The following is a 22668-nucleotide window of genomic DNA, read 5'->3' as shown; positions in this document are numbered from 1 at the left end:
GCTCCGGGTGACCCGCGGGAGCCTCACGCCGAGGCCGAGAGGGCGGCAGGACCGGCCGCCGACCGTTCGCACCTGATCCGGGTAGTTCCGGCGTAGGGAGGAGCCGTCATGACGGCGCTCGACGACAGCCCCAGCACGGGGACCAGCTTCCCGGGATCGACGAAGACCTACCTGCAGGGCTCGCGCCCCGACATCAGGGTGCCGATGCGCGAGGTCCGGCTCACCACCGGCGACAGCGTCGTCCTCTACGACACCAGCGGCCCCTACACCGACCCGGACCTGCGCACCGACGTGCGGCTCGGGCTGCCGGCCCTGCGCGCGCCGTGGATAGAGGAGCGCGCGGACACCGCGTCGTACCCCGGTCGGGAGGTCCTGCCTGTCGACAACGGTCTCAAGGCCCATGACCACCGCAACCTGGACTCGCAGTTCGCGAGCACGCGGCTGCCGCGCAAGGCGCTGCCGGGCCGGACCGTCTCGCAGATGGCCTACGCCAAGGCTGGCCAGATCACGCCGGAGATGGAGTTCGTCGCGATCCGCGAGGGCCTCGACGCGACCTTCGTGCGCGACGAGGTGGCCCGCGGCCGTGCGGTCATCCCGGCCAACGTCAACCACCCCGAGGTCGAGCCGATGGCCATCGGCCGCGGCTTCCTCGTGAAGATCAACGCCAACATCGGCAACAGCGCGGTGGCCTCCTCGATCGAGGAGGAGGTGGACAAGATGACGTGGGCGACCCGGTGGGGCGCCGACACCGTCATGGACCTCTCGACCGGTCGCAACATCCACACGACCCGCGAGTGGATCCTGCGCAACAGCGCCGTCCCGATCGGCACCGTCCCGATCTACCAGGCGCTCGAGAAGGTCAACGGCAAGGCCGAGGACCTGTCGTGGGAGGTCTACCGCGACACCTTGATCGAGCAGTTCGAGCAGGGCGTCGACTACATCACCGTCCACGCCGGCGTGCTGCTGCGCTACGTGCCGATGGCCGCGACCCGCAAGACCGGCATCGTGTCGCGCGGCGGCTCGATCATGGCCGCCTGGTGCCTCGCGCACCACGAGGAGAACTTCCTCTACACGCGCTTCCGCGACATCTGCGAGCTGATGGCGGAGTACGACGTCACCTTCTCCCTCGGTGACGGCCTGCGCCCGGGCTGCATCGCCGACGCCAACGACGAGGCGCAGTTCAGCGAGCTGCGGACCCTCGGCGAGCTCACGAAGATCGCCTGGGAGTACGACGTCCAGGTCATGGTGGAGGGCCCCGGCCACGTCCCCATGAACAAGATCAAGGAGAACATGGACCTCCAGCTGGAGGTCTGCCACGAGGCGCCGTTCTACACGCTCGGGCCGCTGACGACCGACATCGCGCCGGGCTACGACCACATCACCAGCGCGATCGGCGCGGCGATGATCGGGTGGTACGGCACGGCGATGCTCTGCTACGTCACGCCCAAGGAGCACCTCGGCCTGCCGGACCGCGACGACGTCAAGGACGGCGTCATCACCTACAAGATCGCGGCGCACGCGGCCGACCTCGCCAAGGGCCACCCGGGGGCGCAGGCGTGGGACGACGCGCTGTCCGACGCGCGCTTCGAGTTCCGGTGGGAGGACCAGTTCAACCTCTCCCTCGACCCGACGACCGCCCGCGACTTCCACGACGAGACCCTGCCTGCGGGTGCGGCCAAGACCGCGCACTTCTGCTCGATGTGCGGGCCGCACTTCTGCTCGATGCGGATCAGCCAGGACGTCAGGAAGTACGCCGAGGAGAAGGGCCTGTCGGAGGAGGCGGCCCTCGCGGCGGGGATGGCGGAGAAGTCCGCCGAGTTCCTCGACGAGGGCGCCCGCGTCTACCTGCCCGTCGTGGAGCTGGAGAAGGCGGTCACGTCGACCGACCCCGCGCCCGAGCTGCAGCGCGACTGATGTGCACCGACCGGGCGCCTGACGAGGTCGTCGTCTGCGACGTCGCCCTGCCCGACGTCCGCGCGCTCGCCGGCACCCTGCCCGGCGTCGTGCTGACGCACCTTCCCCACGAGGGCACCCGCGTCGAGAACCTGGGCGGCACCGACACCGCGGCCTTCCGAGCCGCGGTCCAGACCGCCATCAGCCGCCACGGCGGCGCCCTCCCCACCTGACCCGTCCACCTGACCGCACCCACCTCACCCGCACAATCCGCCCCGCCCGCCGTCCCACCCGCGGTGATCTTCGCCTCCTTGCGATATCGCACGCTCAGCGAGTCGCAACACGGCGAAGATCAGCGAGCGGGGGGGGGCGTCGAGGGCGGAGCGGGGCGGTCGCTCGCACCACCTGAAGGGACACCACCGTGGGACAGCTGCTCGACGAGACCGTGGCCGCGATCCGGCCTGCCGATCCGACCGCGCTCGCCGAGGCGCGCGAGCGGCAGGACCGGCTGACCAAGCCGCGCGGAGCCCTCGGCGCCCTCGAGGACGTGAGCGTCCGGGTCGCGGGGCTGCTCGGGACCTGCCCGCCGCCGGTACCGTCGAGCGCTGCGGTCGCGGTCTTCGCCGCCGACCACGGTGTGCACGCCCAGGGCGTCACGCCGTGGCCACAGGAGGTCACCCTGCAGATGGTCGGCAACTTCCTGGCCGGGGGAGCGGCGGTCAACGCCTTCGCCGCGCAGGTCGGGGCGACCGTCACGGTCGTTGACGTCGGCGTCGCCGGCGACCTCGACGAGGCACCGGGCCTGCTGCGCCGCAAGGTCCGCGCCGGCACCCGCGACCTCGCGGTCGAGCCGGCCATGACCCGCGACGAGGCGGTGCAGGCCCTCGAGGTCGGCATCGCGGTCGCGCAGGAGCTCGTCGCCGCGGGCCACGACGTGCTGCTCAGCGGCGACATGGGCATCGCCAACACCACCGCCTCGGCCGCGCTGATCGCCGCCTTCACCGGCGCGGCCGCCGAGGTGGTCACCGGCCGGGGGACCGGTGTCGACGACGAGACGCTCGCGCGCAAGACCGACGTCGTACGCCGTGCTCTGTCCCTCCACCAGCCCCACCCCGGTGACCCCGTCGGTGCGCTGGCCGCGGTCGGCGGGCTGGAGCACGCCGCGATCGCCGGCTTCGTGCTCGGTGCGTCCGCGGCGCGGGTGCCCGTGATCCTCGACGGCGTCATCGCCGGTGCAGCCGCGCTGGTCGCCGCAGCGCTCGCGCCGGACTGCCTCGACGCCTGCCTCGCCGGCCACCGCTCGGCAGAGCCCGGGCACGCCGTGGCGCTGGAGCACCTCGGGCTGCGACCGCTGGTCGACCTCGAGCTGCGGCTCGGAGAGGGCACCGGTGCGGTGCTCGCGCTGCCGCTCGTCCAGGCCGCGGTGCGGGCCCTGGCCGAGATGGCGACCTTCGACAGCGCCGGCGTCTCCGACAAGGAGTGACCGCCTCGGCGCCTCCGCTCGCCGGGACCGTTGATCACTCGGGAGGGGGCGGGGCGGTCAGGCGCGCAGGGTGGCGAGGTGCTCGGCGAGGACGTCGAGGAAGATCGACGTGCCGGCGCGGGCCTCGACGTACTGCTCCTCGGTGAGTGCCCCGCCCTCCTGGGTGAGCACCAGCTCGGTGCCGCCGTCGACCTCGGTGAGGGTGATCGCGTAGCCCTCGGTAGCGTCGGCCGGGAGCGGTGGCACGTCGGTGAAGGCCCAGACCAGGCGGGCGGGCCCCTCGACGACCAGGAACCGGCCGTCCCACTCGATGCGGTGGCCGTCGGGCAGGACCATCGTGCCGCCCCAGCGACCCCCGACGACGGGCTCACAGACCATGTCCTCCATGCGACCGTCGTGGCCGCCGAACCACACCCCGACGTGGCCGGCCTCGGTGAGGCAGCCCCAGACCAGCTCGCGCGGCGCGCCGAAGGTGCGGGTGCTCGTGTAGCCGCTCATGTGCTCTTCCCCTGCACGTCGCGCAGGTGCGCGTCGAGGTGGTCGAAGCTGCTCTCCCAGAGGACCCGGTAGCGCTCCAGCCAGTCGGCGGCCGGCCCGAGGGGTCGACCGGACAGCCGGGCGGGACGCCACTGGGCCTTCTTGCCGCGCGTGACGAGCCCCGCCGCCTCGAGCACCTGGAGGTGCTTGGAGACGGCCTGCAGGCTCATCGCGAAAGGCTCGGCCAGCGCGTTGACCGTCGCCTCGCCGTCGGCCAGCCGCTCGAGGATCGCGCGGCGGGTCGGGTCGGCGAGCGCGGCGAAGACCCGGCTGAGCGGATCGGTCGCCATCGACGTGTTCACCCACTTGGTTGCTCAACGAAAAGGTTGGCCTTAGGGAGGCAGGCCAGCCCCGTCAACTGCCTAGGGTGGGCGGGTGCCGAGCCCCCGCATCCACTTGCCCCCCGCGCGCGTGCCCTCCTGGGCGGACCTGCGCCGCGAGCTCGAGGTGGTCGAAGACGTCACCCCCGAGGCGCTCGCCGAGGCCGAGCAGGCGGCCCGCGCACCGCGGCTGCCGGAGCTCGACCGCACCGACCTGCCCCTCGTCACCATCGACCCGCCGGACAGCCGCGACCTCGACCAGGCGCTCGCGATCGCCCGCGACGGTGACGGCTACGCCGTCCACTACGCGATCGCCGACCTGACCGCGTTCGTCGTACCCGGTGGTGCCCTGGACCTCGAGCTGCTGCAGCGCGGCGAGACGCTCTACGCCCCCGACACCCGGGTGCCGCTGCACCCGCACGTGCTCGGCGAGGGCGCGGCCAGCCTGCTCCCGGACCAGGTCCGGCCGGCGGCGCTGTGGTCGGTCGCCCTCGACGCCCACGGTGAGGTGACGTCCGCGCGGGTTGAGCGGGCGAAAGTGCGCTCGCGCGCGAAGCTGTCCTACGCGCAGGTGCAGGCAGCGCTCGACGACGGCAGCGCCGACGAGCAGCTCCAGCTGTTGCGGGAGGTCGGCGAGCTGCGCCAGCAGCGGGGTCGCGACCGCGGCGCGGTGGACCTGCCCACCCCCGACCAGGAGGTCACCGACGGCCCGGACGGGCGGCCCCGGCTCGAGCTGCGCGCCCCCCTGCCGGTCGAGGGCTGGAACGCCCAGATCAGCCTGCTCACCGGCATGGCTGCCGCCCGGATGATGCTCGACGCCGGGGTCGGGCTGCTGCGGACCCTGCCGCCGCCGGACGCCGACGACGTCACCGCGCTGCGCCGCAGCGCCCTCGCGCTCGGGGTCCGCTGGGACACCGACGAGGAGTACGCCGAGGTCGTCTCGCGGCTCGACGCGTCGGTCCCGGCAGAGGCGGCCGTGCTCGCCCTGTCGACGCGGTTGCTGCGCGGGGCCGGTTACACCGCCTTCGACGGCGGGCCTCCCGAGCAGCCGCTGCACTCCGCGGTCGCGGCCCCCTACGCCCACGTCACCGCGCCGCTGCGCCGGCTCGCCGACCGCACTGCCACCGAGGTGTGCCTCGCGGTCTGCGCCGGCACGCCGGTGCCCGACCACGTGCGGGCGCGGCTGCCCGAGCTGCCTGCCGTGATGACGGACTCGGGGCGGCGCGCGTCGGCCTTGGAGCGCGCGACCGTCGACCTCGCTGAGGCCGTGGTGCTCGCGCCGTGCGTGGGGGAGGAGTTCGACGCGGTCGTCGTCGACGCGGGCCCGCGCTACGGCACGGTGCAGCTGGCTGAGCCCCCGGTACGGGCGCGCTGCGACGGGGCGGACCTGCCGCTGGGGCAGAGCGTAAAGGTGCGCGTCGTCACCGCGGATCCCAGGACCCGCAAGGTCCTGCTCGCGCCTGCCTGAGCAGCGGCCGGCTCAGCCGAGGTCGGGGTCGAGCGGGTCGTTCTTGCTGTCGTCCTCGTCGGCCCCCGCGGAGGAGGAGCTGCTCGGGCTGGACGACGGGGAGCTGCTGGGCGAGGACGTCGCCTTGGCACTGGGCGAGGACGTCGGCTTCGGGCTCGGCTTCTCCGACGACGGCTCCGCCTGCGGTTGCGGCACCTGGACCGGGACGGCAGGCGCCTTGTCGGCCGGGCGGCGGACGGCGCGCTTGAGCATCCGGACCAGTGCCTGGGCGTCGCGGATCGCGCGCTGGACCTCGGGGTGGTCGGTGTCAGGGCTGCTCAGCAGGACGGCGGTCTCGCGGGTGAGCAGGTCGATGGCATCTTGAGCGGCCTGCGGGTCACTGCTGGCGATTTGCAGCACCGGCACGAGCTCGTCGTGGAGCTGCTCCGCTGCGGCGCTCACCCGCTCGGCTGACGCGCCGGCCCGGACCTCGTCGGTGAGGGAGGTGAAGGAGTCGACGGCCGAGGAGCTGCCGGCCGCGGTCTGCCCGGTCAGCGCCGGGAGCCCGCCGGACAGGCCGACGAACAGCGCGGCAGCGGCGGCCACCAGGGGAGCGGCAGGGGCGAGGCGGCGGTGGCGCGGACGCGCGCTGATCGGCGGGCCGACCTCGTCGGCGCCCACGGCGGCGGGCAGGGCAGGGGCGTCGAGGTCGGTGAGCCGCACCTCGGAGCGGTCCTGGAAGGACTGCAGGTCGTCGGCGCTCTGGTCGAGCAGGAAGGCGGCGAGCCGCTCCTCGCCCGCGGAGACGGCGGTTGCGGCCAGGCCGAGGTCGCGGCGGACGGTCGCGCGCAGGTCGTCGACGTCCTTGAGCAGCGCGTCGAGGGCCGCGACCCGCGGGGCGTCGACGCCCTCGCCGACGGCGGAGAGCACCGGTCGGGGGAGGTCGGAGCCCGGGTAGTCGATGGGGGAGACCGATCCGGGGAGCGCGCGCAGCCGGCGGGCGCGAGGCGCTGGCGCCTGCTCCGTGCCGTCGTGCTCGTCCACCGCGGGCTCCCTGTGTCGTGTCGAGCTGTGGTGACGTGTTCGCCACCGAGGGCCGATCTCCTGCTGGGTGCCGGGTGTCCGTTCTGTCCTGATCCTGACACCCTGCGCCCGGTCCGTCGAGTGATCACTTCGCCACCCGCGGGCCGGTTCCTGCTCACCTGGCGCAACGTCCGGGTGCTTGGATCGTGCCGTGCCCGCACCTGTGCCGTCCGACACACGGGACCGCGCGCTCGACGACACCGGTGCCCACGTCGACCTGCCCGCCGCTCCGGCCCGCGTGGTGTCGCTGGTGCCCTCGCTCACCGAGGCCGTCGCGGTGACCGCACCCGGGCTGCTGGTCGGCGCGACCGACTGGTGCAGCCACCCCGGTGACCTCGGCGTGACCCGCGTGCGCGGCACCAAGAACCCCGACGTCGACGCCGTCCTCGCGCTGCGGCCCGACGTCGTGCTGGCCAACGCCGAGGAGAACCGCGAGGTCGACATCGACGCGCTTCGGGCCGCCGGGGTCGCGGTCTGGGTGACCTTCCCGCGGACCCTGCCCGGGGCGCTGGTCAGCCTCGAGCGGGCCCTGGCAGCCTGCGGCCTCGACCGGCCCGGCTGGCTCGACGAGGCTCGCGCGGCCTGGGCCGACCCGTGGACCGGGCCGCGTCGGCGCGCCGTCGTCCCGGTATGGCGGCGGCCGTGGATGGCGGTGGGCAGCGGGACCTTCACCGGTGACGTCCTGTCGCGGCTCGGTGTCGACAACGTGCTCGCCGACAGCCCCGACCGCTATCCCCGGATCGAGCTCGCACAGCTTCCGTCGTACGACCTGGTCGTCCTGCCCGACGAGCCCTACGCCTTCTCTCCCGAGGACGGCCCGGAGTGCTTCGCGGCGTCGAGCCGGTGCGTCAGCGGGCGGCACCTCACGTGGTACGGCCCGTCGCTGGCCGAGGCGCGGCTCCTGCTCGAGAGGCAGCTCGCACCCTAGGGTCGCCCCGTGCGCCTCCCCCCGGTCGTCCTCGCCGTCCCGCTCGTCCTCCCGTTCCTCCTCGCCCCGTCCGCCGTCGCCGAGGTGCCCGAGCAGGAGCACAGCGCCGTCACCGTCCTCGGGCCGGGCAACAGCGGCTTCGTCAGCGTCACCGGCCAGGCCCAGGGGATGGCCGGTGGTCCGGGCGACTACGGGCCGCACGTCGACGACCAGCGCGAGCTGTTCTGGAGCGGCGGCTTCAAGCCCGGTGACTTCAGCGAGCCGGCCGACGTCGAGCAGCCGCGGCCCGGCGTGCGGATCGGCCGCGACGACTTCGGGGTGCCGGTCGTCAGCGGCGACACGGCGTCGGACGTGTGGTTCGGCGCGGGCTACGCAGCCGGGCAGGACCGGCTCTTCCTCGCCGACGCGGTGCGGCGCTACGCCCGGGGGACCTACGCCGAGCTGGTCGGCCCGAGCGGTCTGGAGATCGACCGCCAGGCGCGGCAGGTCACCTACAGCGAGCAGGAGTACGCCGCGATTCTGGCTGCGCTGCCGGCCGAGTCGCAGGACGTGATCCGCTCCTACGCCGAAGGTCTCGACGCCTGGATCACCGAGGTGCGCACCGACCCGACGAAGCTGCCGGCGGAGTACGCCCTGCTGTCGACGCTGCCTGCGGCCTGGACCGTGACCGACACCCTCGCCGCGGGCGTGCTCATCACCCGGACCGTGGCGTCGGCGGGTGGTGACGAGTTCCGCAGCGTCGAGCGGCTGCGGGTCCTCGAGGAGGCGCTCGGTCGCGAGGCCGGCCGCGACGTCTTCCTCGACCTCAACGGCACCGACGACCGCCTCGCACCGGTGACGGTCCCTGTGTCGGAAGGGGCCTTCGAGAGCGGCCCGGCGCCGACCCGCGCCGTCTTCGACGCGGCCGCCGACGCCGCGCTGGCGCTGCCGCCGGAGCTCGGCGAGGGCATCAGCGCCGGGGTGCCGGCGATCCCCGGAGGCGGCACGCAGGACCCCGACGAGGTGCCGCTCGACGGGCTCGCGCCGGAGGCCGCGGCGGTGGCGCTCGGCCCGGCGCAGCAGCTGGTGGCGTGGGCCCGCGGTCTGCACGGCGGCTCCTACCAGGTGGTGGTGTCGCCGTCGCGGACCACGACCGGCGGGGCGCTGCTGGAGAGTGCGCCGCAGCTCGGCTGGTCCTACCCCTCGGTGCTGTGGGAGCTCGAGGTCCACGGGGCGGGCTACGACGCCCGCGGCGTCTCCGTGCCAGGGCTCCCCACGGTCGGCATCGGCTACGGCTCGCGCGTCGCGTGGGCGCTGACGACCGGCAACTCCAAGACCATCGACTCCTTCGTCGAGACCGTGCGGCCGGCGGGCTCCGGGGTGGAGTTCCAGCACGCCGGTGTGTGGAAGCCGGCGTCCTGTCGCGACGAGGTCATCCGCTTCCGGCAGGAGGTCGAGGGCGTCCCGGTCGGCCTGCCCGTGCAGGAGGAGGTCCTGCAGGTCTGCCGCACCGTGCACGGCCCGATCGTCGCGACCTCCGACGACGGCACCCGGGCGCGCGCGCTGCAGATCGCGATGTGGGGCCGCGAGCTCGAGACCGTCAACGGCATCCTGGCCTGGAACCGCGCGAAGACGTTCGAGGAGTTCGAGGCCGCGGTGCGGCAGGTGACGTGGAACGAGAACGTCGCCTACGCCGATGCCGACGGCCGCATCGCCTACTGGCACCCCGGCCTGCACCCGCTGCGCGCCGCGTCCGTCGACCCGCGGCTGCCCTCCCTCGGTGACGGCTCGCAGGACTGGCGGGGGATGCGCGGCTTCGAGGACCTGCCGCACGTCGTCGACCCCGCGCAGGGCTGGATCGCCAACTGGAACGGCAAGCCCGCTGCCGGCTGGCAGGACACCTGGACCGCCGACGCGACGTCCGCACGGCCTGCCGGTGCGGCCTCCCGTGTGCAGGCGCTCCAGGACGCGCTCGCGGCAGACGGCCAGGTGTCGCCCGAGGACCTGCGGGCGATCGACTACCGCGCGGGCACGGTGGACCACCGGGCGCGTGAGTTCGTCCCGCTGCTGCTCCGCGTGCTCGGGACGGCTGGCCTCACCGACGCGCAGCGCGCGGCCCGCGACCTGCTCGCCGGGTGGGACGGCACGGCCTACGGGCCGGGTGCGGGGACATCGGCCGGCGAGCTCACCGACGACGCCGTGACCGACGGTCCGGCGCCGACCGTGTTCCGGGCGCTCATGCAGGTGCTCGTCTCGGAGGTCCTGCGCGACGTGCCGGTCCAGGTCCTGGCCGAGCGCGACTCCTACGCGACGCACGCCTTCGACGCGACGCCCGCCGACAACCTCGTCCTGCGGGTGCTCGACCCCTCGCGCTCGTCACTGGCCGTCCAGCACGACCACCTCGGCGGGCGGACCCGGCAGGCCGTGGTGCGGACCGCACTGGACCGTGCCGTGGCGGTCCTGACCGAGCGCTACGGCGCCGACCCGTCCACCTGGCGGATGCGTCACCCGCGCTCGCCCGTCGAGTCGCTCACCGGCGTCATCGGGCCGTCGTTGACGATGCCCTTCCAGGACCGCGGCTCCTGGATCCACCTGGTGGCCTTCGACCGGATCGTGGCAGCAGCCCCGCCCGCAGCCCCGCCCGCAGCGCCGCCCGCCCGCCCCCTGCCCGCCACGGGTTCCGGCCCCCTGTTGCCCGCCCTCGCGGCCGCGCTGCTGGCGGCGACCCTCGCCGCCCGCCGCCGCACGAGATGATCACCATCGCTTCCGGGGTGATCGTCGCGCGCTAGCTGGCGGCGTGTCGTCGCGACATGATCAGACCCCTCGTACGACGGGTCGCGTCCGCACCGGCCGGAGCGCCCGCGAGGGCGGAGGAGCTGTCGGGGTCGCGCCGCGGCGTACGCCTTCGGGGTGGCTGATCGTGTCGCGCCTCACCTCGGCGTGTCGACGCGAATGGATCACCATCACGCTCGATGGTGATCATCTCGCGGTCACACGTAGCCGTGCTCCGGGCCGGGGTAGGTGCCCGTGCGGACGTCGTCGGCGTAGGCCTTCGCGGCGTCGCCGAGGATCGTGCGCAGGTCGGCGTAGCGCTTGAGGAACTTCGGGCCGGGGCCGGGGGTGAGGCCGGCCATGTCGGTCCAGACGAGCACCTGCGCGTCGGTCTCCGCACCCGCCCCGATGCCGATCGTCGGGATCGCGAGCTCCTTGGTGACGCGGGCCGCGAGGTCCGACGGGACGACCTCGAGGACGAGAGCGAAAGCACCCGCCTCCTGCATCGCGAGGGCGTCCTCGATCAGCCGGTCGCCGGCCTCGCCGCGGCCCTGCACGCGGTAGCCGCCGAGGGTGTTGACCGACTGCGGCGTGAGCCCGAGGTGGCCCATCACGGGGACGCCGGACTCGACGAGCAGCTCGACCTGCGGCAGCACCCGGCGGCCGCCCTCGAGCTTGACCGCCTGCGCGCCGGCCTTCATGAAGCGGACCGCGGACTCGAGCGCCTGCGCCGGTGAGCCCTGGTAGGAGCCGAAGGGCAGGTCACCGATGACCAGCGCGCGTGACGTCGAGGACGCGACTGCACGGACCAGCGGCACCATCTCGTCCATCGTCACCGGCACGGTGGTGTCGTAGCCGAGGACGTTGTTGCCCGCGCTGTCACCGACGAGCAGCGCAGGGATCCCGATCTCGTCGAAGAGCCGGGCCGTGAGCATGTCGTAGGACGTGAGCATCGCCCACTTCTCGCCGGCGTCCTTGGCGAGCTGCAGGTCGCGCACGGTGACGCGCCGGCTGGTGACGCCGCCGTAGAGCGACGGGAGCGAGTCGGTCATGCCGGCCTCCGGGGGGATCGCCTCGGGGCGCACGGTCGCGTCCCCGGGTCGCCACCAGCGTGACACGCGGGCAACACTGCTGTCCCGGTGTCCTGCGTCACAGGGTCAGTGCTCGCGCCACTTCGAGGTGATGGGCAGTCGGCGGTCGCGGCCGAAGGCGCGCGGGGTGATCTTCGGACCCGGGGGGTACTGCCGCCGCTTGTACTCCGCCACGTCCACGAGCCGCACGACCCGGTCGACGACGGCGGGGTCGTGGCCGGCGGCGAGCAGGTCCGCGCGGCCGAGGTCACGGACGACGTAGTCCTCGAGGACCGCGTCGAGGACGGCGTAGTCCGGCAGCCGGTCGCTGTCGAGCTGCCCTGGTGCGAGCTCCGCGGACGGCGGCTTGTCGATCGAGGCGACCGGGATCAGCTCGCCGTCGCCCTGGCCGTTGCGCCAACGGGCGAGGTTCCAGACCAACGACTTCGGCACGTCCTTGATGGGCGCGAACCCACCGGCGCTGTCGCCGTACAGGGTGGAGAAGCCCGTCGCGAGCTCGCTCTTGTTGCCGGTCGTCAGCACCAGGTGGCCGTGCTGGTTGGACAGCCCCATGAGCAGGGTGCCGCGCACGCGCGCCTGCAGGTTCTCGAGCGACAGGCCGGTCAGCTCGGTGGTGGCGAGGTAGGCGTCGACCATCGCCTTGATGGGGAGCAGCTGCCAGTGCAGGCCCTGCCGCCGGGCGAGCTCCTCCGCGTCGGTGACCGAGTGGCTCGACGACCAGTCGCTCGGCATGCCGACGACGTGCACGGCGTCGGCGCCGAGGGCGTCGCGCGCGATCGTCGCGACCAGCGCCGAGTCGATGCCGCCCGAGAGCCCGAGGACCACCGACCGGAAGCCGTTCTTGCGGACGTAGTCACGGGTGCCGGTGACCAGCGCTCCCCACACCTCGGCCTCGTCGCCGAGGGCGACGGCGACCCCCGGGACGGAGGGGGAGTACGACGGGACCGCCTGCTCGTGCAGGACCACGTGGTCGACCGCCATGGTGGTGCCGTCGCGCGCGTCGACCGGCCCGGTGAGGGCGAGGGTCTGCGTGGGCAGGTCGAGGTCGACGACGAGCAGGCCCTCCTGCCACAGAGGTGCGCGGGCGACGATCGCCCCGCTCGTGTCGACGACGAGCGAGTCGCCGTCGAAGACCAGCTCGTCCTGGCCCCCGACGGTGTTGACGTAGGCGAGCGCGGCACCGGACTCCGCGGCGCGCCGGCGCGCGAGGGCTCCGCGGACGTCGTCCTTGCCGCGCTCGTAGGGCGAGCCGTTGATGCAGACCAGCAGCCCGACCGATGCCTGGCGGGCGACCGCGACCGGGCCGCCCTCCTGCCACAGGTCCTCGCAGACGACGAGGCCGACGTCGATGCCGTGCAGCCGCACGACCGGGAAGCGGTCGCCGCGCACGAAGTAGCGGAACTCGTCGAAGACGCCGTAGTTGGGCAGGTGGTGCTTGGCGTAGCGGGCGACCACCCGCCCGTCGTAGAGCACCGCGGCGGAGTTCTGCGGCTCTCCGGCGGGGCGGCCGAGGGCGGGCGCGGGGTTGTCGCTGCGACCGCAGTAGCCGACGACGACGGCGACGCGACCCGCGCCCTCGTCGGCGAGGCGGGTGGCCAGGCCTTCGAGGGTGTCGAGCGAGGCCTGCACGAAGCTGTGCCGCAGGACGAGGTCCTCGGCGGGGTAGCCGGTCACGACCATCTCGGGGAAGGCCACGAGGTGGCAGCCCTGGTCGAGCGCCTTGCGGGTCCAGGCGCTGACGATGTCGGCGTTGCCTGCGAGGTCCCCGACGGTGTGGTCGACCTGCGCGAGTCCGACCCTGAGCTGCGCCATGCGCCGACCCTAGGCCGTCGCCGTCGGGCTCAAGACGGTCGCCTCGGCCTGCCGATGGGGTGGCATGGGGGCTTCCGCATGACCTTTGACTACTACGGCCCGGGCCGTGCGCCCGACGGACCGGTGACGCACGGGTTCGCACCCGCACCCGGGACTGCAGCGACAGCCGGTCAGGTGCCGGCCCCGGGCTGGCCCGCGGCCGTGCCGACCCCTGTGCCGCCCCCCGCCACCCGGGCGCTGCCCCTGCCGGCGTTGCTCCTGGGCCTCGGCGGCGTGCTGCTCGCCCTGTCGTCGTTGCTGCCCTGGGTCTCGGTCCTGGTCTTCGACCTCAGCGGGCTCAAGGTGGAGTGGGGAGCAGCGGCGCTCGTCGGCGGGCTCGTCGCCGTGGTCGCGGCAGTCGAGGAGGGCGCCGGCCTCATCGGTCGCGCCGCACGTCCGCTGCTGCGGGTCGGGGCGCTGCTCGGAGGGCTCGCCGGTGCTGGTGCCGCGCTTGCCGTCAGGCAGCGGATCGGCAGCGCGACCGACGGCTTCACGTCGGGGCTCGGGTCCGCCACCTCCGACGCCGCCACCGACCTCGGGTTCGACGGGGCCCCTCTCACCGGGGGCGGTCTCGAGGAGGGGTTCGGCGACTTCGGCGCGCAGCTCGCCGAGGCCTTCATGCCCTCGGCGGGTGTCGGCCTGTGGCTGGCCCTGGCAGCCGGGCTCGTCGTCGCGGCCGGCGCCGTGGCCGCGCTGCGGGACTAGGCCGCGGGGCGCGAGTCGCCCGGGAAGCGCGGGCCGGCGGCGGTGGCGGCACCGGCGGTCTCCCCGACGTCGGCGCAGTTCTGCTCGTGGGGGAGCAGCGCCCGGCCGACGACCTGCCACAGGCGCCCGGCGCTGGTGTAGCGGCCGCCGAAGCCGTCGGCGTCGACCGCCTTGGCTACGGCGTCCTTGGCTGCGCCGGTGACGATCGCGCAGCGCAGCCCGTCCCCGACCTGCGGCAGCCCGGCGAGCGCCGGCCCGGGCCAGGCGGCCGGGTCGACCCCAGCAGAAGCGGTGGCGGGACGGGCGTTGACGACGTACGACGAAGGCGTGACGTCGGTGTCGGCGAGCGCGGCCGCCTCGCGCAGGGCCTTGCCGAGCTCGGCCATCCGGGTCACCCGCGCGGGGTCGGCGTAGGCCTCTGCGTCGGGGGCTGTGGGGTCGAGCAGCGGCACCTCGACGGTGGTGAGCGTGCTGCGCAGGCGGACCGTGAAGGTGCTGCCGCCGCCGTCGGCGAAGGACGTGTCGCGGGCCAGGGTGCTGCGGCCGCCCGAGGTGAGACCGGCGGCGATCGCGAGCTCCTGCAGCCGCGCGAGCGTCGACTGGTCGAGCTGCCCGGTGCGCAGGACCGGCCGGCTGTCGGTGCCGGTGCGGTCGACCGACAGGACCCGACCGTCGGCGTAGACGGCCACGTCGGGCAGGCCGAGCGGCGAGGTGTAGGAGCACTCGCCGTAGCAGCTGCTCGTCACCGCGAGCTGCGGCTTGCCGCCCGTCGAGTCGGCCTCGGCGGTCGGTGAGGACTGCGGCTCGGCGCCGGTGCAGCCGGCGAGCAGCACCACCAGGCCCAGGGCGGCGAGCCGCACCTCAGCGAGCCAGGTCGGTGAGGGCGTCGAACTGCGCGTCGGTGAGGGAGACCTCGGCCGCCGCGCAGTTCTCCTCGAGGTGCGCGACCGACCCGGTGCCCGGGATCGGCAGGATGACGGGGGAGCGCTTGAGCAGCCAGGCCAGGGCGAGCTGGGCCGGCGTCGCGCCGGTCTCCTTCGCGATGCCGTCGAGGACACCGCCGGGGCGGGCGAGGTCGCCGGACGCGACGGGGAACCACGGGATGAAGGCGATGCCCTCGGCCTCGCAGTGGTCGACGACCGCCTCGGACTGGCGGTTGGCGAGGTTGTAGAGGTTCTGGACGCTGACGACGTCGACGACCTTGCGGGCCTGCTCGATCTCCTCGACGGTGACCTCGGACAGGCCGACGTGGCGGATGAGGCCCTGGTCCTGCAGCTCCTTGACCGCGCCGAGCGACTCCTCGACGGGCACCTGCGCGTCGATGCGGTGCAGCTGCCACAGGTCGATGCGCTCGACGCCGAGCCGACGCAGCGACATGTGCACGCACTGGCGGAGGTACTCCGGACGGCCGACCTGCTCCCACTGGTCCGGGCCCCAGCGGGTGAGGCCGCCCTTGGTCGCGACGACGACCCCGTCGTAGGGGTGCAGCGCCTCGCGCAGCAGGTCCTCGCTGACGTAGGGCCCATAGCTGTCGGCGGTGTCGATGAAGTCCACGCCGAGCTCGACGGCACGACGACAGACCGCCAGGGCGGTGTCGTGGTCGGCGGGCGGGCCCCAGATGCCCTTGCCGGTGATGCGCATCGCACCGAAGCCGAGGCGGTGGACGGGCAGGTCACCGCCGAGGGAGAAGGTGCCGCTGGACGTCACGGGGGCAGTCATGGGTCCTCCTGGAGATGGGCGTGCGCCCAGTCTTCCCAACGGGTCGTGTGATCGACACACTGGGTGCGTGAGCGTGACGGCGACGTCGTACGACCTGGCTGCCCGCGAGCTGGCCGGCCAGGTCGAGGCGTGGCCCCAGGGGGCGCCCTTGCGCCTGGCGAAGCGCACCTCCAACCTGTTCCGAGACCGGGCGCCGGCGACGACGCCAGGGCTGGACGTGTCCGGGTGGCGCGGAGTGCTCGACGTCGACGTCGACGGTCGCACCGCCGACGTCCTCGGGATGACCACCTACGAGGAGCTGGTCGACGCCACCCTGGCGCACGGGCTGATGCCGCTCGTCGTCCCGCAGCTGAAGACGATCACCCTCGGAGGGGCCGTCGCCGGGCTCGGGATCGAGGCCTCCAGCTTCCGCAACGGCTGCCCGCACGAGTCGGTGCTGGAGATGGACGTCCTCACCGGCGCCGGGCGGGTGGTCACCTGCAGCCGCGAGCAGGACAGCGCGTTGTTCCACGGCTTCCCCAACAGCTACGGGACGCTCGGCTACGCGCTCCGGCTGCGCATCGAGCTCGAGCCCGTGCTTCCCTTCGTGCACCTGCGACACGTCCGGTGCGGGTCCGTCGCGCAGGCTGCGGCACTGATGACCGACGTGTGCGCTGCGGGCTCCTACGACGGCGAGCCGGTCGCGTTCGTCGACGCGGTCTGGTTCGGGCCCGACGACACCCGGGTGACCCTGGGGTCCTGGGCGTCCGCGGCCCCGCACGTGTCCGACTACACCGGTCGCGAGATCTACTACCGGTCGCTGCGGCAGCGGCCTGAGGACTGGCTGACCGTCCGCGACTACCTATGGCGCTGGGACACCGACTGGTTCTGGTGCAGCCGGGCCTTCGGGGCCCAGCACCCGGTGGTCCGCCGGATCTGGCCGAGACGCTGGCTGCGCAGCGACGTCTACTGGGCACTGGTCGCCTTCGAGCGGCGACACGGGTGGAAGTCCGCCCTCGACCGTCGCCGCGGGCTGCCCGAGCGCGAGGACGTCGTGCAGGACGTCGAGGTGCCCGTGGACCGGGTGGCCAACTTCATGGACGTCTTCGCGGGAGAGGTGCCGATCGAGCCGGTGTGGTTCTGCCCTCTGCGGCAGCGGGGCCCCGACGACGTGTGGGACCTCTACCGGCTGGACCCCTCCGTGCTCTACGTCAACGTCGGGTTCTGGTCCTCGGTGGCGCTGGGCCCCGGCGAGCCTGACGGAACCCACAACCGGCTCGTCGAGCGGCTCGTCGGGCATCTCGGCGGCCGCAAGTCGCTCTACTCGACGTCGTACTACGACGAGGAGGCGTTCTGGAGGCTCTACAACGGGCCGGTCTACCGCCGGCTCAAGGACGAGCACGACCCGCAGGCCCGGTTCCTCGACCTCTACGAGAAGTGCGTCCGAGGAGGATGAGCGCGATGATCGCCGACGAGTTGCACGCGGTCCTGGCCAAGCCGATCCGTGTCGAGGCCTACGACGGGTCGGCCGCGGGGCCGCCCGGTGCGCCGGTCCTCCGGCTGCGCAGCCGGAAGGCGCTCGCCCACCTGGTGAGCGCCCCGGGGGAGCTCGGGCTGGTGCGGGCCTACGTGTCCGGTGAGCTCGACCTCGTGGCACCCGATCACTACAGCGCGCTGCGTGCGCTTGCCGGCGACACCATCGGCGACCTCACAGCCAGGCAGCGGCTGTCGGCCCTGCGTCGTCTCGGGCGTGAGGCCCTCACCTGGGTCGAGCCACCGCCGCAGGAGGTCGGCGCTCGCCGCTACGTCGCGGGGCTCCGGGCCCACACCCTCGGTCGCGACGCCGTCGCGATCGCCCACCACTACGACGTCAGCAACCTCTTCTACTCGTGGGTGCTCGGCCCGTCGATGGCCTACACCTGCGCGGTCTACGCCGAAGACAGCACCACCTTGGAGCAGGCCCAGGCGGCGAAGTTCGACCTGGTCTGCCGCAAGCTCGGGCTGCGTCCGGGCATGCGCCTGCTCGACGTCGGCTGCGGCTGGGGCGGCATGGCTGTCCATGCCGCGACGCACTACGACGTCGAGGTCGTCGCGGTCACGCTGTCGCGCAGGCAGGCCGAGTGGGGGCAGAAGGTCGTCGCCGAGTCGGGGCTGACCGGGCAGGTGGACATCCGGCACCAGGACTACCGCGCCGTGCCCGAGACCGGGTTCGACGCCATCAGCTCCATCGGTCTCACCGAGCACGTGGGCATCAAGGGGCTGCCCGACTACGCCCGCCGTCTGGCGGGGAAGCTGCGCCCGCAGGGACGGCTCCTCAACCACTGCATCACCCGCGCTGACGAGCAGGCGGCAGCGATCAGCAAGCGCGGCTTCATCGCGCGCTACGTCTTCCCCGACGGCGAACTGCCCGGGGTCGGCCGGGTCGTGCGCGAGCTGGAGGCCGCCGGGCTCGAGGTCCGTCACGAGGAGAACCTGCGGGAGCACTACGCCCGGACCCTCCATGCCTGGTGCGACAACCTCGATGCCCGCTGGGACGACGCCGTCACCGAGGTCGGGCAGGGCACGGCGCGGGTCTGGGCGCTCTACCTGGCGGGGTCGCGACTCGCGTTCGAGCGCAACGACATCCAGCTCCACCAGGTCCTGGCGGTCCGGACGACCGAAGGCTTCTCGGGGATGCCGCTGCGCCCCGACTGGGGGGTCTGACGCTGGTCACGACGGGCCATCGCGCCGGTCGCCGAGCCGGGAGACAGTGAGTCGTGGACCTCGACCCGCGGATGCGCGCCGCCCTCGCGAGCCTCGCCGTGGGTGCGGGGGTCGTGCACGTCGCGGTCGCGCCGGAGCACGCCGACCACCACTGGACGATGGGGCTCGCTATGGCCCTGACGGCCTGGGCCCAGCTGGGGTGGGCGGCCGCCGTGGTCATCCGCCCGAGCCGGCTGCTGCTGCTCGTCGGCGCTGCGGCGTCGGGAGTGCTGGTCCTGGCCTACGCCGCCGTCTCCGTTGTCGGTTGGCCGCTCGGTCCCTCGGCAGGAGAGCCTGAGGCGCAGACCGCCGCCGGGCTGCTCGCTTCCGGTCTCGAGCTCCTCGTCGTGCTCGCCGTGCCACTGGCCCTCGGCGCCTGGCGGGTCCCGCGGCTGCTGCTGCCCGCCGCCGGAGTGCTCGTCGTCGGGTCCACCACGAGCCTGCTCGTCCTCGGGGGCGGTGGGCACGCCGTCGACGCCGGGCGCGACGCCGGTCACGAGGGCAGGGCCCACCTCGCTGCCGCCCCGGCGGGGACCCAGCCGCAGGGGGCCCAGCCGCAGGGGACCCACGGGCACCCCGCCGACACGACGCCGCCGACCGCGGAGCAGCAGGTGGCGGCCGAGCGGCTGCGCGCAGCCACGGTCGCCGGTCTGGTCCGCTACGCCGACGTGGCCGCCGCCGAGGCCGCCGGCTACCGGGTCGTGCACGACGCGGACGGCAAGCTCCTGCACTACGCCCACCCCGGCTACCAGGCCGACGGGCGGCTGCTCGACCCGCAGAAGGTCGAGAGCCTGCTCTACGTCGTCCTGCCCGACGGCCGCCGGATGCTGGTCGGTGGCATGTACATCACGCCGAAGGGCCAGACCCCGCCGCAGCCGGGCGGGTCCCTCACCAGCTGGCACGCCCACGACGACCTGTGCCTCGACGCGACCCGCGGCATCGCCATCACCCAGCTCCCCGGTGGCGGCTGCCCCGCGGGCTCCGCGGTCGGCACGACCGGCGAGATGCTGCACGTCTGGTCGATCCCCTACGCCACCGGTCCGTTCGCCGAGCTCGACGCCGCGACGCTGCGGGCCGGTGTGGTGTCAGCCCTCTCGGCCGCCTGACCGGCCTGACCGGCGAGCCCGTCATGCCGCCGTGACACAGCGCTGACAGGGTGGACACGCAGCCGGACGAGGCCGAGCGTGTCGTCGGGCTGCCTCACAGGCACGCAGATCGGGATTCGGACACGAACGTTGTGTGCATGGGAGTCGCGCAGGGTGTCGGCTGAAGTCGCCCCGTCTCGTCGGTGCTGCGGACTGTCTGCGGGCAGGTGCGTGTCCTCGGTGACTCGCCGCGACAATGGCCGCTGGCGGGCGCGCTACCGGGACGCCGCCGGCACGGAGCACGCTCGGCTTGCGCAGACCCGGCGTCACGTGGAGTCGCCGGTAACGCCATGCGACGATAACCGCGTGAGAGAGAGCCGGCAGGGGAGCGCGCTGTTCTGTCGCTGCCTCCTTGCGACCTCGCTCACCGCAGTCGACGACTGCCTCTGTCCCGCCTGACACCGCGTTAGCCCGCTCGCTGACCGTTGCCGCCCGGACACAGACCGTCGACTGAGGACGTCCACGTGACGAACGACCTGCTCCACCCTGCTGCGCACGAGGAACACTCGCCGAGCCCGGTGAGCTGGAGGCGTCGGCTGTGCGCCCGCCTCGGTGGATGGTGCGACTTCCTGCTGGACACGCACCACGCCCGCGTCCCCTTCTAGCAAGCCGCGCGGCTCACCGGCGGCGCAAGCTCCACCAGCGCGTCGGGATGGCTGGCTTCTCCCGGGGGCAGGTGCAGCGCTGGCCTGATGGCACCGACCTCATCACGCTGTCGACGTGCTGGCCGCAGCCGGCCCACGTGGCCTTGCCGCACTGCTGGCAGGTCGCTGATCTGCACACGGTGGTACTCCTCTGGATGTCAGTGGCTGAAGCGGATGTCGGGCAGGACGCGACGCAACCAGCCCGGGCAGGCCCACGCGGCCCGACCGGTGAGCCGCATCAGGACTGGGAGCAGGAGCAAGCGGACGAGGGCGGCGTCGAGCAGGACGGCGATGCCGAGCACGACGCCCATCTCCTTGGGTGGCAGCGGACCGGAGAGGGCGAAGGTGAAGAACACCGCCACCATCACACCGGCGGCCGCGAAGATGACCCGGCCGGAGTGCGCGATCCCCCCGACCATGGCCTCCTTGGGATCTCCGGACTTCTCCCAGTGCTCTTTCGCGCTGGCGAGCAGGAAGACGGTGTAGTCCATGCCGATCGCGAAGATCATGGCGAAGAAGAACACCGGTGCCCAGGCGTCCAGGAACCCCTGGCTCTCGAAGCCGAAGAGCCCCGACCCGATGCCGTCTTGGAACACCAGCTTCGCGGCGCCGAACGCGGCTCCGGTGGCCAGCAGGTTGGTCAGCACCCCCATGGCCGCCAGCAGCGGGGCTTGCAGTGCCACGAGCAGCAGCGCGAACCCGAGGACCAGCACGATCGCCACGACGAGCGGGGTCTTGTCGTTCAGCACCTGCTCGAGGTCGTGGTTCTCCGCGGCGGTACCGCCGACCAGCGTTCCGGCGGGCAGTGCGCCGCGCAGTCGGTCGATGGTGTCCCCGGTGGCCGTGGCCGACGGGTCGCTCGCCGGGACCACCTGGACGAGTGAGGTGGCGCCGTCGGCGCCGGGCATCGCCGGGAAGACCCGTGCGACACCGGGGTCGGCCTCGGCGGCGCGGCTGACGGCGGCGGCCTGCGCCGAGGTCGTGACCACCTGCAGGGTGCCGGGCGCCCCGGGGCCGAAGGCCTGTTGGACCAGGTCGTAGCCGACCCGGCTGCTGTTCTCGCTGGGGACGACCTTGATGCTGGGCATACCGGTCTGCAGGCCGAACACGGGCACGGCCAGTGCCACGAGCGCAACCAGGGCGACGCTGCCGTAGGCGACCGGGCGGCGCCAGAGGCGCTCGCCCCATGCGGCGAACCGCGCGGACCGGTGCTCGCCAGCTGAGATGCCGGGGATGGACAGCCCGTTGACCCGGTCACCGAGGCGGGCCAGCACGGCAGGCAGCAGCGTCAGGGTGGCGGCCAGGATGAAGACGACCGAGATCATGATGCCGAGCGCCATCGAACGGAAGGCGGGCGACGGCACGAGCAGCACCGCGGACAGCGAGATCAGCACGGTGATCCCGGAGAACAGGACCGCCTTGCCGGCGGTGTCCATCGTGACGGCGGCGGCCTCCGCCGAGCTGAGCCCGCTCGCTCGCGCGGCCCGGAAGCGCACGACGAGGAACAGCGCGTAGTCGATGCCGAGTGCGAGCGCGAACATCAGCGCGAAGTTCAGCGCCCAGATGCTGATGTCGGCGAACTGCGCGCCGATCCAGAGCGTCCCGGCAGCGGAGACCAGACCGAGGACGGTCAGCATCAGGGGCAGCCCTGCGGCGACGAGGGAGCCGAACGCCAGCACCATGATCGTGAGCGTCACGGGCCAGCTGAGCAGCTCGCTCTTGAGCATCGCCTCCAGGTTGGCCTCGTTGAAGTCGCTCCACAGCCCGGACGAGCCGGTCAGAGCGACGGTGACGCCGTCGCCGCCCAGCTCGCGCAGCGGCTCCTTGAGGTCGTCCGCGGCGCGGACCATCTCGTTCATGTTCGTGCTGGCGGCACCGGCCTGCAGCACGCCGGTCCGGCCGTCCTCTGAGATCGACAGCCCCGCCGTGGGCGGCACGATCGTGGACAGCCGGTCGTCGGCCTGCAGCAGCGCCGTGGCCTCGCGGACGACGTCGGCACCGCGACCGTCGGCCAGACCGTCGTCGGCCCGTACGACGACCTGCAGCGCCGCGCTCGACAGGCCTCCGAACTGCTGCTGCACCAGGTCGCGGGCCTGCACCGACTCGGACCCCGAGGCCTCCCAACCGGCTCCGGCCAGTGCCCCTTCGACCTTTGGTGCGAAGGCGCCCAGCCCGATCGCAACGACGGCCCAGACGACGAGCAGCAGTCGGAAGTGCCCTGCGGTCCAGAGACCAAGCCTGCCGAGCGGCCCGTGCCGTGGCGGGTCCGCGGAGACAGGAGATGTCGAGGTGTCGGGCCCGTCGGTGCTGATGCTCATGTCGCTCCTCGCTCGTGTCAGACACACCCACG

Annotated in this window: 18 protein-coding genes and 1 riboswitch; of the genes, 10 read left to right on the top strand and 8 right to left on the bottom strand. The window is 73.4% G+C overall.

The annotated features are described in order from the left end of the window. Positions 1-4: 4 nt before the first annotated feature. A riboswitch (TPP riboswitch) is annotated at positions 5-116 on the top strand. From thiC to cobT, 3 genes are all read left to right on the top strand, one after another. After that, the gene (gene thiC / locus Q8R60_02455; GenBank protein MDP3711332.1) at positions 109-1914 is read left to right on the top strand and encodes a phosphomethylpyrimidine synthase ThiC; all 1806 of its coding nucleotides are present in this window, start codon (positions 109-111) and stop codon (positions 1912-1914) included. (Overlaps the previous riboswitch by 8 nt.) Beyond that, complete coding sequence (locus Q8R60_02450; protein MDP3711331.1) at positions 1914-2126, top strand: hypothetical protein; 213 nt, start codon at positions 1914-1916, stop codon at positions 2124-2126. Before thiC ends, Q8R60_02450 begins: the two co-directional genes overlap by 1 nt. 188 nt (positions 2127-2314) lie before the next feature. After that, a complete protein-coding gene (gene cobT / locus Q8R60_02445; protein MDP3711330.1) occupies positions 2315-3376 on the top strand; it encodes a nicotinate-nucleotide--dimethylbenzimidazole phosphoribosyltransferase in 1062 nt (353 codons plus the stop codon). Between the two features lie 57 nt (positions 3377-3433). Here cobT and Q8R60_02440 read toward each other — a convergent pair whose 3' ends face one another. Continuing rightward, positions 3434-3874: an SRPBCC domain-containing protein gene (locus Q8R60_02440; GenBank protein MDP3711329.1), complete on the bottom strand. Its 441-nt coding sequence runs from the start codon at positions 3872-3874 to the stop codon at positions 3434-3436. Next, positions 3871-4203, bottom strand: a complete 333-nt coding sequence (locus tag Q8R60_02435; protein ID MDP3711328.1) for a metalloregulator ArsR/SmtB family transcription factor — start codon at positions 4201-4203, stop codon at positions 3871-3873. The genes Q8R60_02440 and Q8R60_02435 overlap by 4 nt, the downstream gene beginning before the upstream one ends. Positions 4204-4288: 85 nt before the next feature. Here Q8R60_02435 and Q8R60_02430 point away from each other — a divergent pair, with 85 nt between their 5' ends. After that, positions 4289-5701, top strand: coding sequence for an RNB domain-containing ribonuclease (locus Q8R60_02430; protein ID MDP3711327.1), 1413 nt, complete (start codon positions 4289-4291; stop codon positions 5699-5701). Positions 5702-5713: 12 nt separating this feature from the next. Here Q8R60_02430 and Q8R60_02425 read toward each other — a convergent pair whose 3' ends face one another. Continuing rightward, positions 5714-6724: a hypothetical protein gene (locus tag Q8R60_02425; protein ID MDP3711326.1), complete on the bottom strand. Its 1011-nt coding sequence runs from the start codon at positions 6722-6724 to the stop codon at positions 5714-5716. Between the two features lie 190 nt (positions 6725-6914). On the opposite strand from Q8R60_02425, the gene Q8R60_02420 reads away from it, so the two are divergent. Together Q8R60_02420 and Q8R60_02415 are read left to right on the top strand one after the other, a co-directional pair. Further along, the gene (locus Q8R60_02420; GenBank protein MDP3711325.1) at positions 6915-7691 is read left to right on the top strand and encodes a helical backbone metal receptor; all 777 of its coding nucleotides are present in this window, start codon (positions 6915-6917) and stop codon (positions 7689-7691) included. 9 nt (positions 7692-7700) lie between these two features. Then, on the top strand, positions 7701-10424 hold the full coding sequence (locus tag Q8R60_02415) for a penicillin acylase family protein (protein ID MDP3711324.1): 2724 nt from the start codon (positions 7701-7703) through the stop codon (positions 10422-10424). Between the two features lie 236 nt (positions 10425-10660). Here the strand turns inward: Q8R60_02415 and panB are convergent, their stop codons facing one another. Together panB and Q8R60_02405 are read right to left on the bottom strand one after the other, a co-directional pair. After that, the gene (gene panB / locus Q8R60_02410; protein ID MDP3711323.1) at positions 10661-11494 is read right to left on the bottom strand and encodes a 3-methyl-2-oxobutanoate hydroxymethyltransferase; all 834 of its coding nucleotides are present in this window, start codon (positions 11492-11494) and stop codon (positions 10661-10663) included. Positions 11495-11599: 105 nt separating this feature from the next. Next, positions 11600-13345: an NAD+ synthase gene (locus Q8R60_02405; protein MDP3711322.1), complete on the bottom strand. Its 1746-nt coding sequence runs from the start codon at positions 13343-13345 to the stop codon at positions 11600-11602. Positions 13346-13423: 78 nt separating this feature from the next. Here Q8R60_02405 and Q8R60_02400 point away from each other — a divergent pair, with 78 nt between their 5' ends. Beyond that, positions 13424-14089: a hypothetical protein gene (locus tag Q8R60_02400; protein MDP3711321.1), complete on the top strand. Its 666-nt coding sequence runs from the start codon at positions 13424-13426 to the stop codon at positions 14087-14089. Here Q8R60_02400 and Q8R60_02395 read toward each other — a convergent pair. Next, positions 14086-14949 (bottom strand): hypothetical protein, encoded by an 864-nt coding sequence (locus Q8R60_02395; GenBank protein MDP3711320.1) that lies wholly within the window; start codon positions 14947-14949, stop codon positions 14086-14088. The two genes, Q8R60_02400 and Q8R60_02395, sit on opposite strands and share 4 nt — an antisense overlap. Before the next feature lies 1 nt (position 14950). Beyond that, positions 14951-15808, bottom strand: a complete 858-nt coding sequence (locus tag Q8R60_02390; GenBank protein MDP3711319.1) for an aldo/keto reductase — start codon at positions 15806-15808, stop codon at positions 14951-14953. A 67-nt stretch (positions 15809-15875) separates the two neighbouring features. Between Q8R60_02390 and Q8R60_02385 the strand changes: the two genes are divergently transcribed. Genes Q8R60_02385 through Q8R60_02375 form a run of 3 tightly spaced genes read left to right on the top strand, consistent with a single transcriptional unit; the run spans position 15876 to position 19635 of the window. Continuing rightward, complete coding sequence (locus tag Q8R60_02385; GenBank protein ID MDP3711318.1) at positions 15876-17243, top strand: FAD-binding oxidoreductase; 1368 nt, start codon at positions 15876-15878, stop codon at positions 17241-17243. After that, positions 17240-18490 carry a class I SAM-dependent methyltransferase gene (locus tag Q8R60_02380; protein ID MDP3711317.1) on the top strand — a complete coding sequence of 417 codons (1251 nt, stop codon included), beginning with the start codon at positions 17240-17242 and terminating at the stop codon, positions 18488-18490. The genes Q8R60_02385 and Q8R60_02380 overlap by 4 nt, the downstream gene beginning before the upstream one ends. A gap of 53 nt (positions 18491-18543) precedes the next feature. Further along, positions 18544-19635: a hypothetical protein gene (locus Q8R60_02375; GenBank protein ID MDP3711316.1), complete on the top strand. Its 1092-nt coding sequence runs from the start codon at positions 18544-18546 to the stop codon at positions 19633-19635. 841 nt (positions 19636-20476) lie between these two features. On the opposite strand, the gene Q8R60_02370 is transcribed toward Q8R60_02375, so the two are convergent. Further along, positions 20477-22636, bottom strand: a complete 2160-nt coding sequence (locus tag Q8R60_02370; protein MDP3711315.1) for an MMPL family transporter — start codon at positions 22634-22636, stop codon at positions 20477-20479. Positions 22637-22668 lie beyond the last annotated feature (32 nt).

Source organism: Mycobacteriales bacterium, from assembly GCA_030697205.1.
GTDB lineage: Bacteria > Actinomycetota > Actinomycetes > Mycobacteriales > SCTD01 > JAUYQP01.
Note: the sequence above shows the minus strand (reverse complement) of the source record. Positions and strands in the feature narration are given on the sequence as shown.

What these genes read in the sequence shown, in the direction of transcription:
- thiC (MDP3711332.1), top strand. Translation starts at nt 109, where the DNA reads ATGACGGCGCTCGACGACAGCCCCAGCACGGGGACCAGCTTCCCGGGA.
- Q8R60_02450 (MDP3711331.1), top strand. Translation starts at nt 1,914, where the DNA reads ATGTGCACCGACCGGGCGCCTGACGAGGTCGTCGTCTGCGACGTCGCC.
- Q8R60_02440 (MDP3711329.1), bottom strand. Translation starts at nt 3,874, where the DNA reads ATGAGCGGCTACACGAGCACCCGCACCTTCGGCGCGCCGCGCGAGCTG.
- Q8R60_02435 (MDP3711328.1), bottom strand. Translation starts at nt 4,203, where the DNA reads ATGGCGACCGATCCGCTCAGCCGGGTCTTCGCCGCGCTCGCCGACCCG.
- panB (MDP3711323.1), bottom strand. Translation starts at nt 11,494, where the DNA reads ATGACCGACTCGCTCCCGTCGCTCTACGGCGGCGTCACCAGCCGGCGC.
- Q8R60_02405 (MDP3711322.1), bottom strand. Translation starts at nt 13,345, where the DNA reads ATGGCGCAGCTCAGGGTCGGACTCGCGCAGGTCGACCACACCGTCGGG.
- Q8R60_02400 (MDP3711321.1), top strand. Translation starts at nt 13,424, where the DNA reads ATGACCTTTGACTACTACGGCCCGGGCCGTGCGCCCGACGGACCGGTG.
- Q8R60_02390 (MDP3711319.1), bottom strand. Translation starts at nt 15,808, where the DNA reads ATGACTGCCCCCGTGACGTCCAGCGGCACCTTCTCCCTCGGCGGTGAC.
- Q8R60_02380 (MDP3711317.1), top strand. Translation starts at nt 17,240, where the DNA reads ATGAGCGCGATGATCGCCGACGAGTTGCACGCGGTCCTGGCCAAGCCG.
- Q8R60_02370 (MDP3711315.1), bottom strand. Translation starts at nt 22,636, where the DNA reads ATGAGCATCAGCACCGACGGGCCCGACACCTCGACATCTCCTGTCTCC.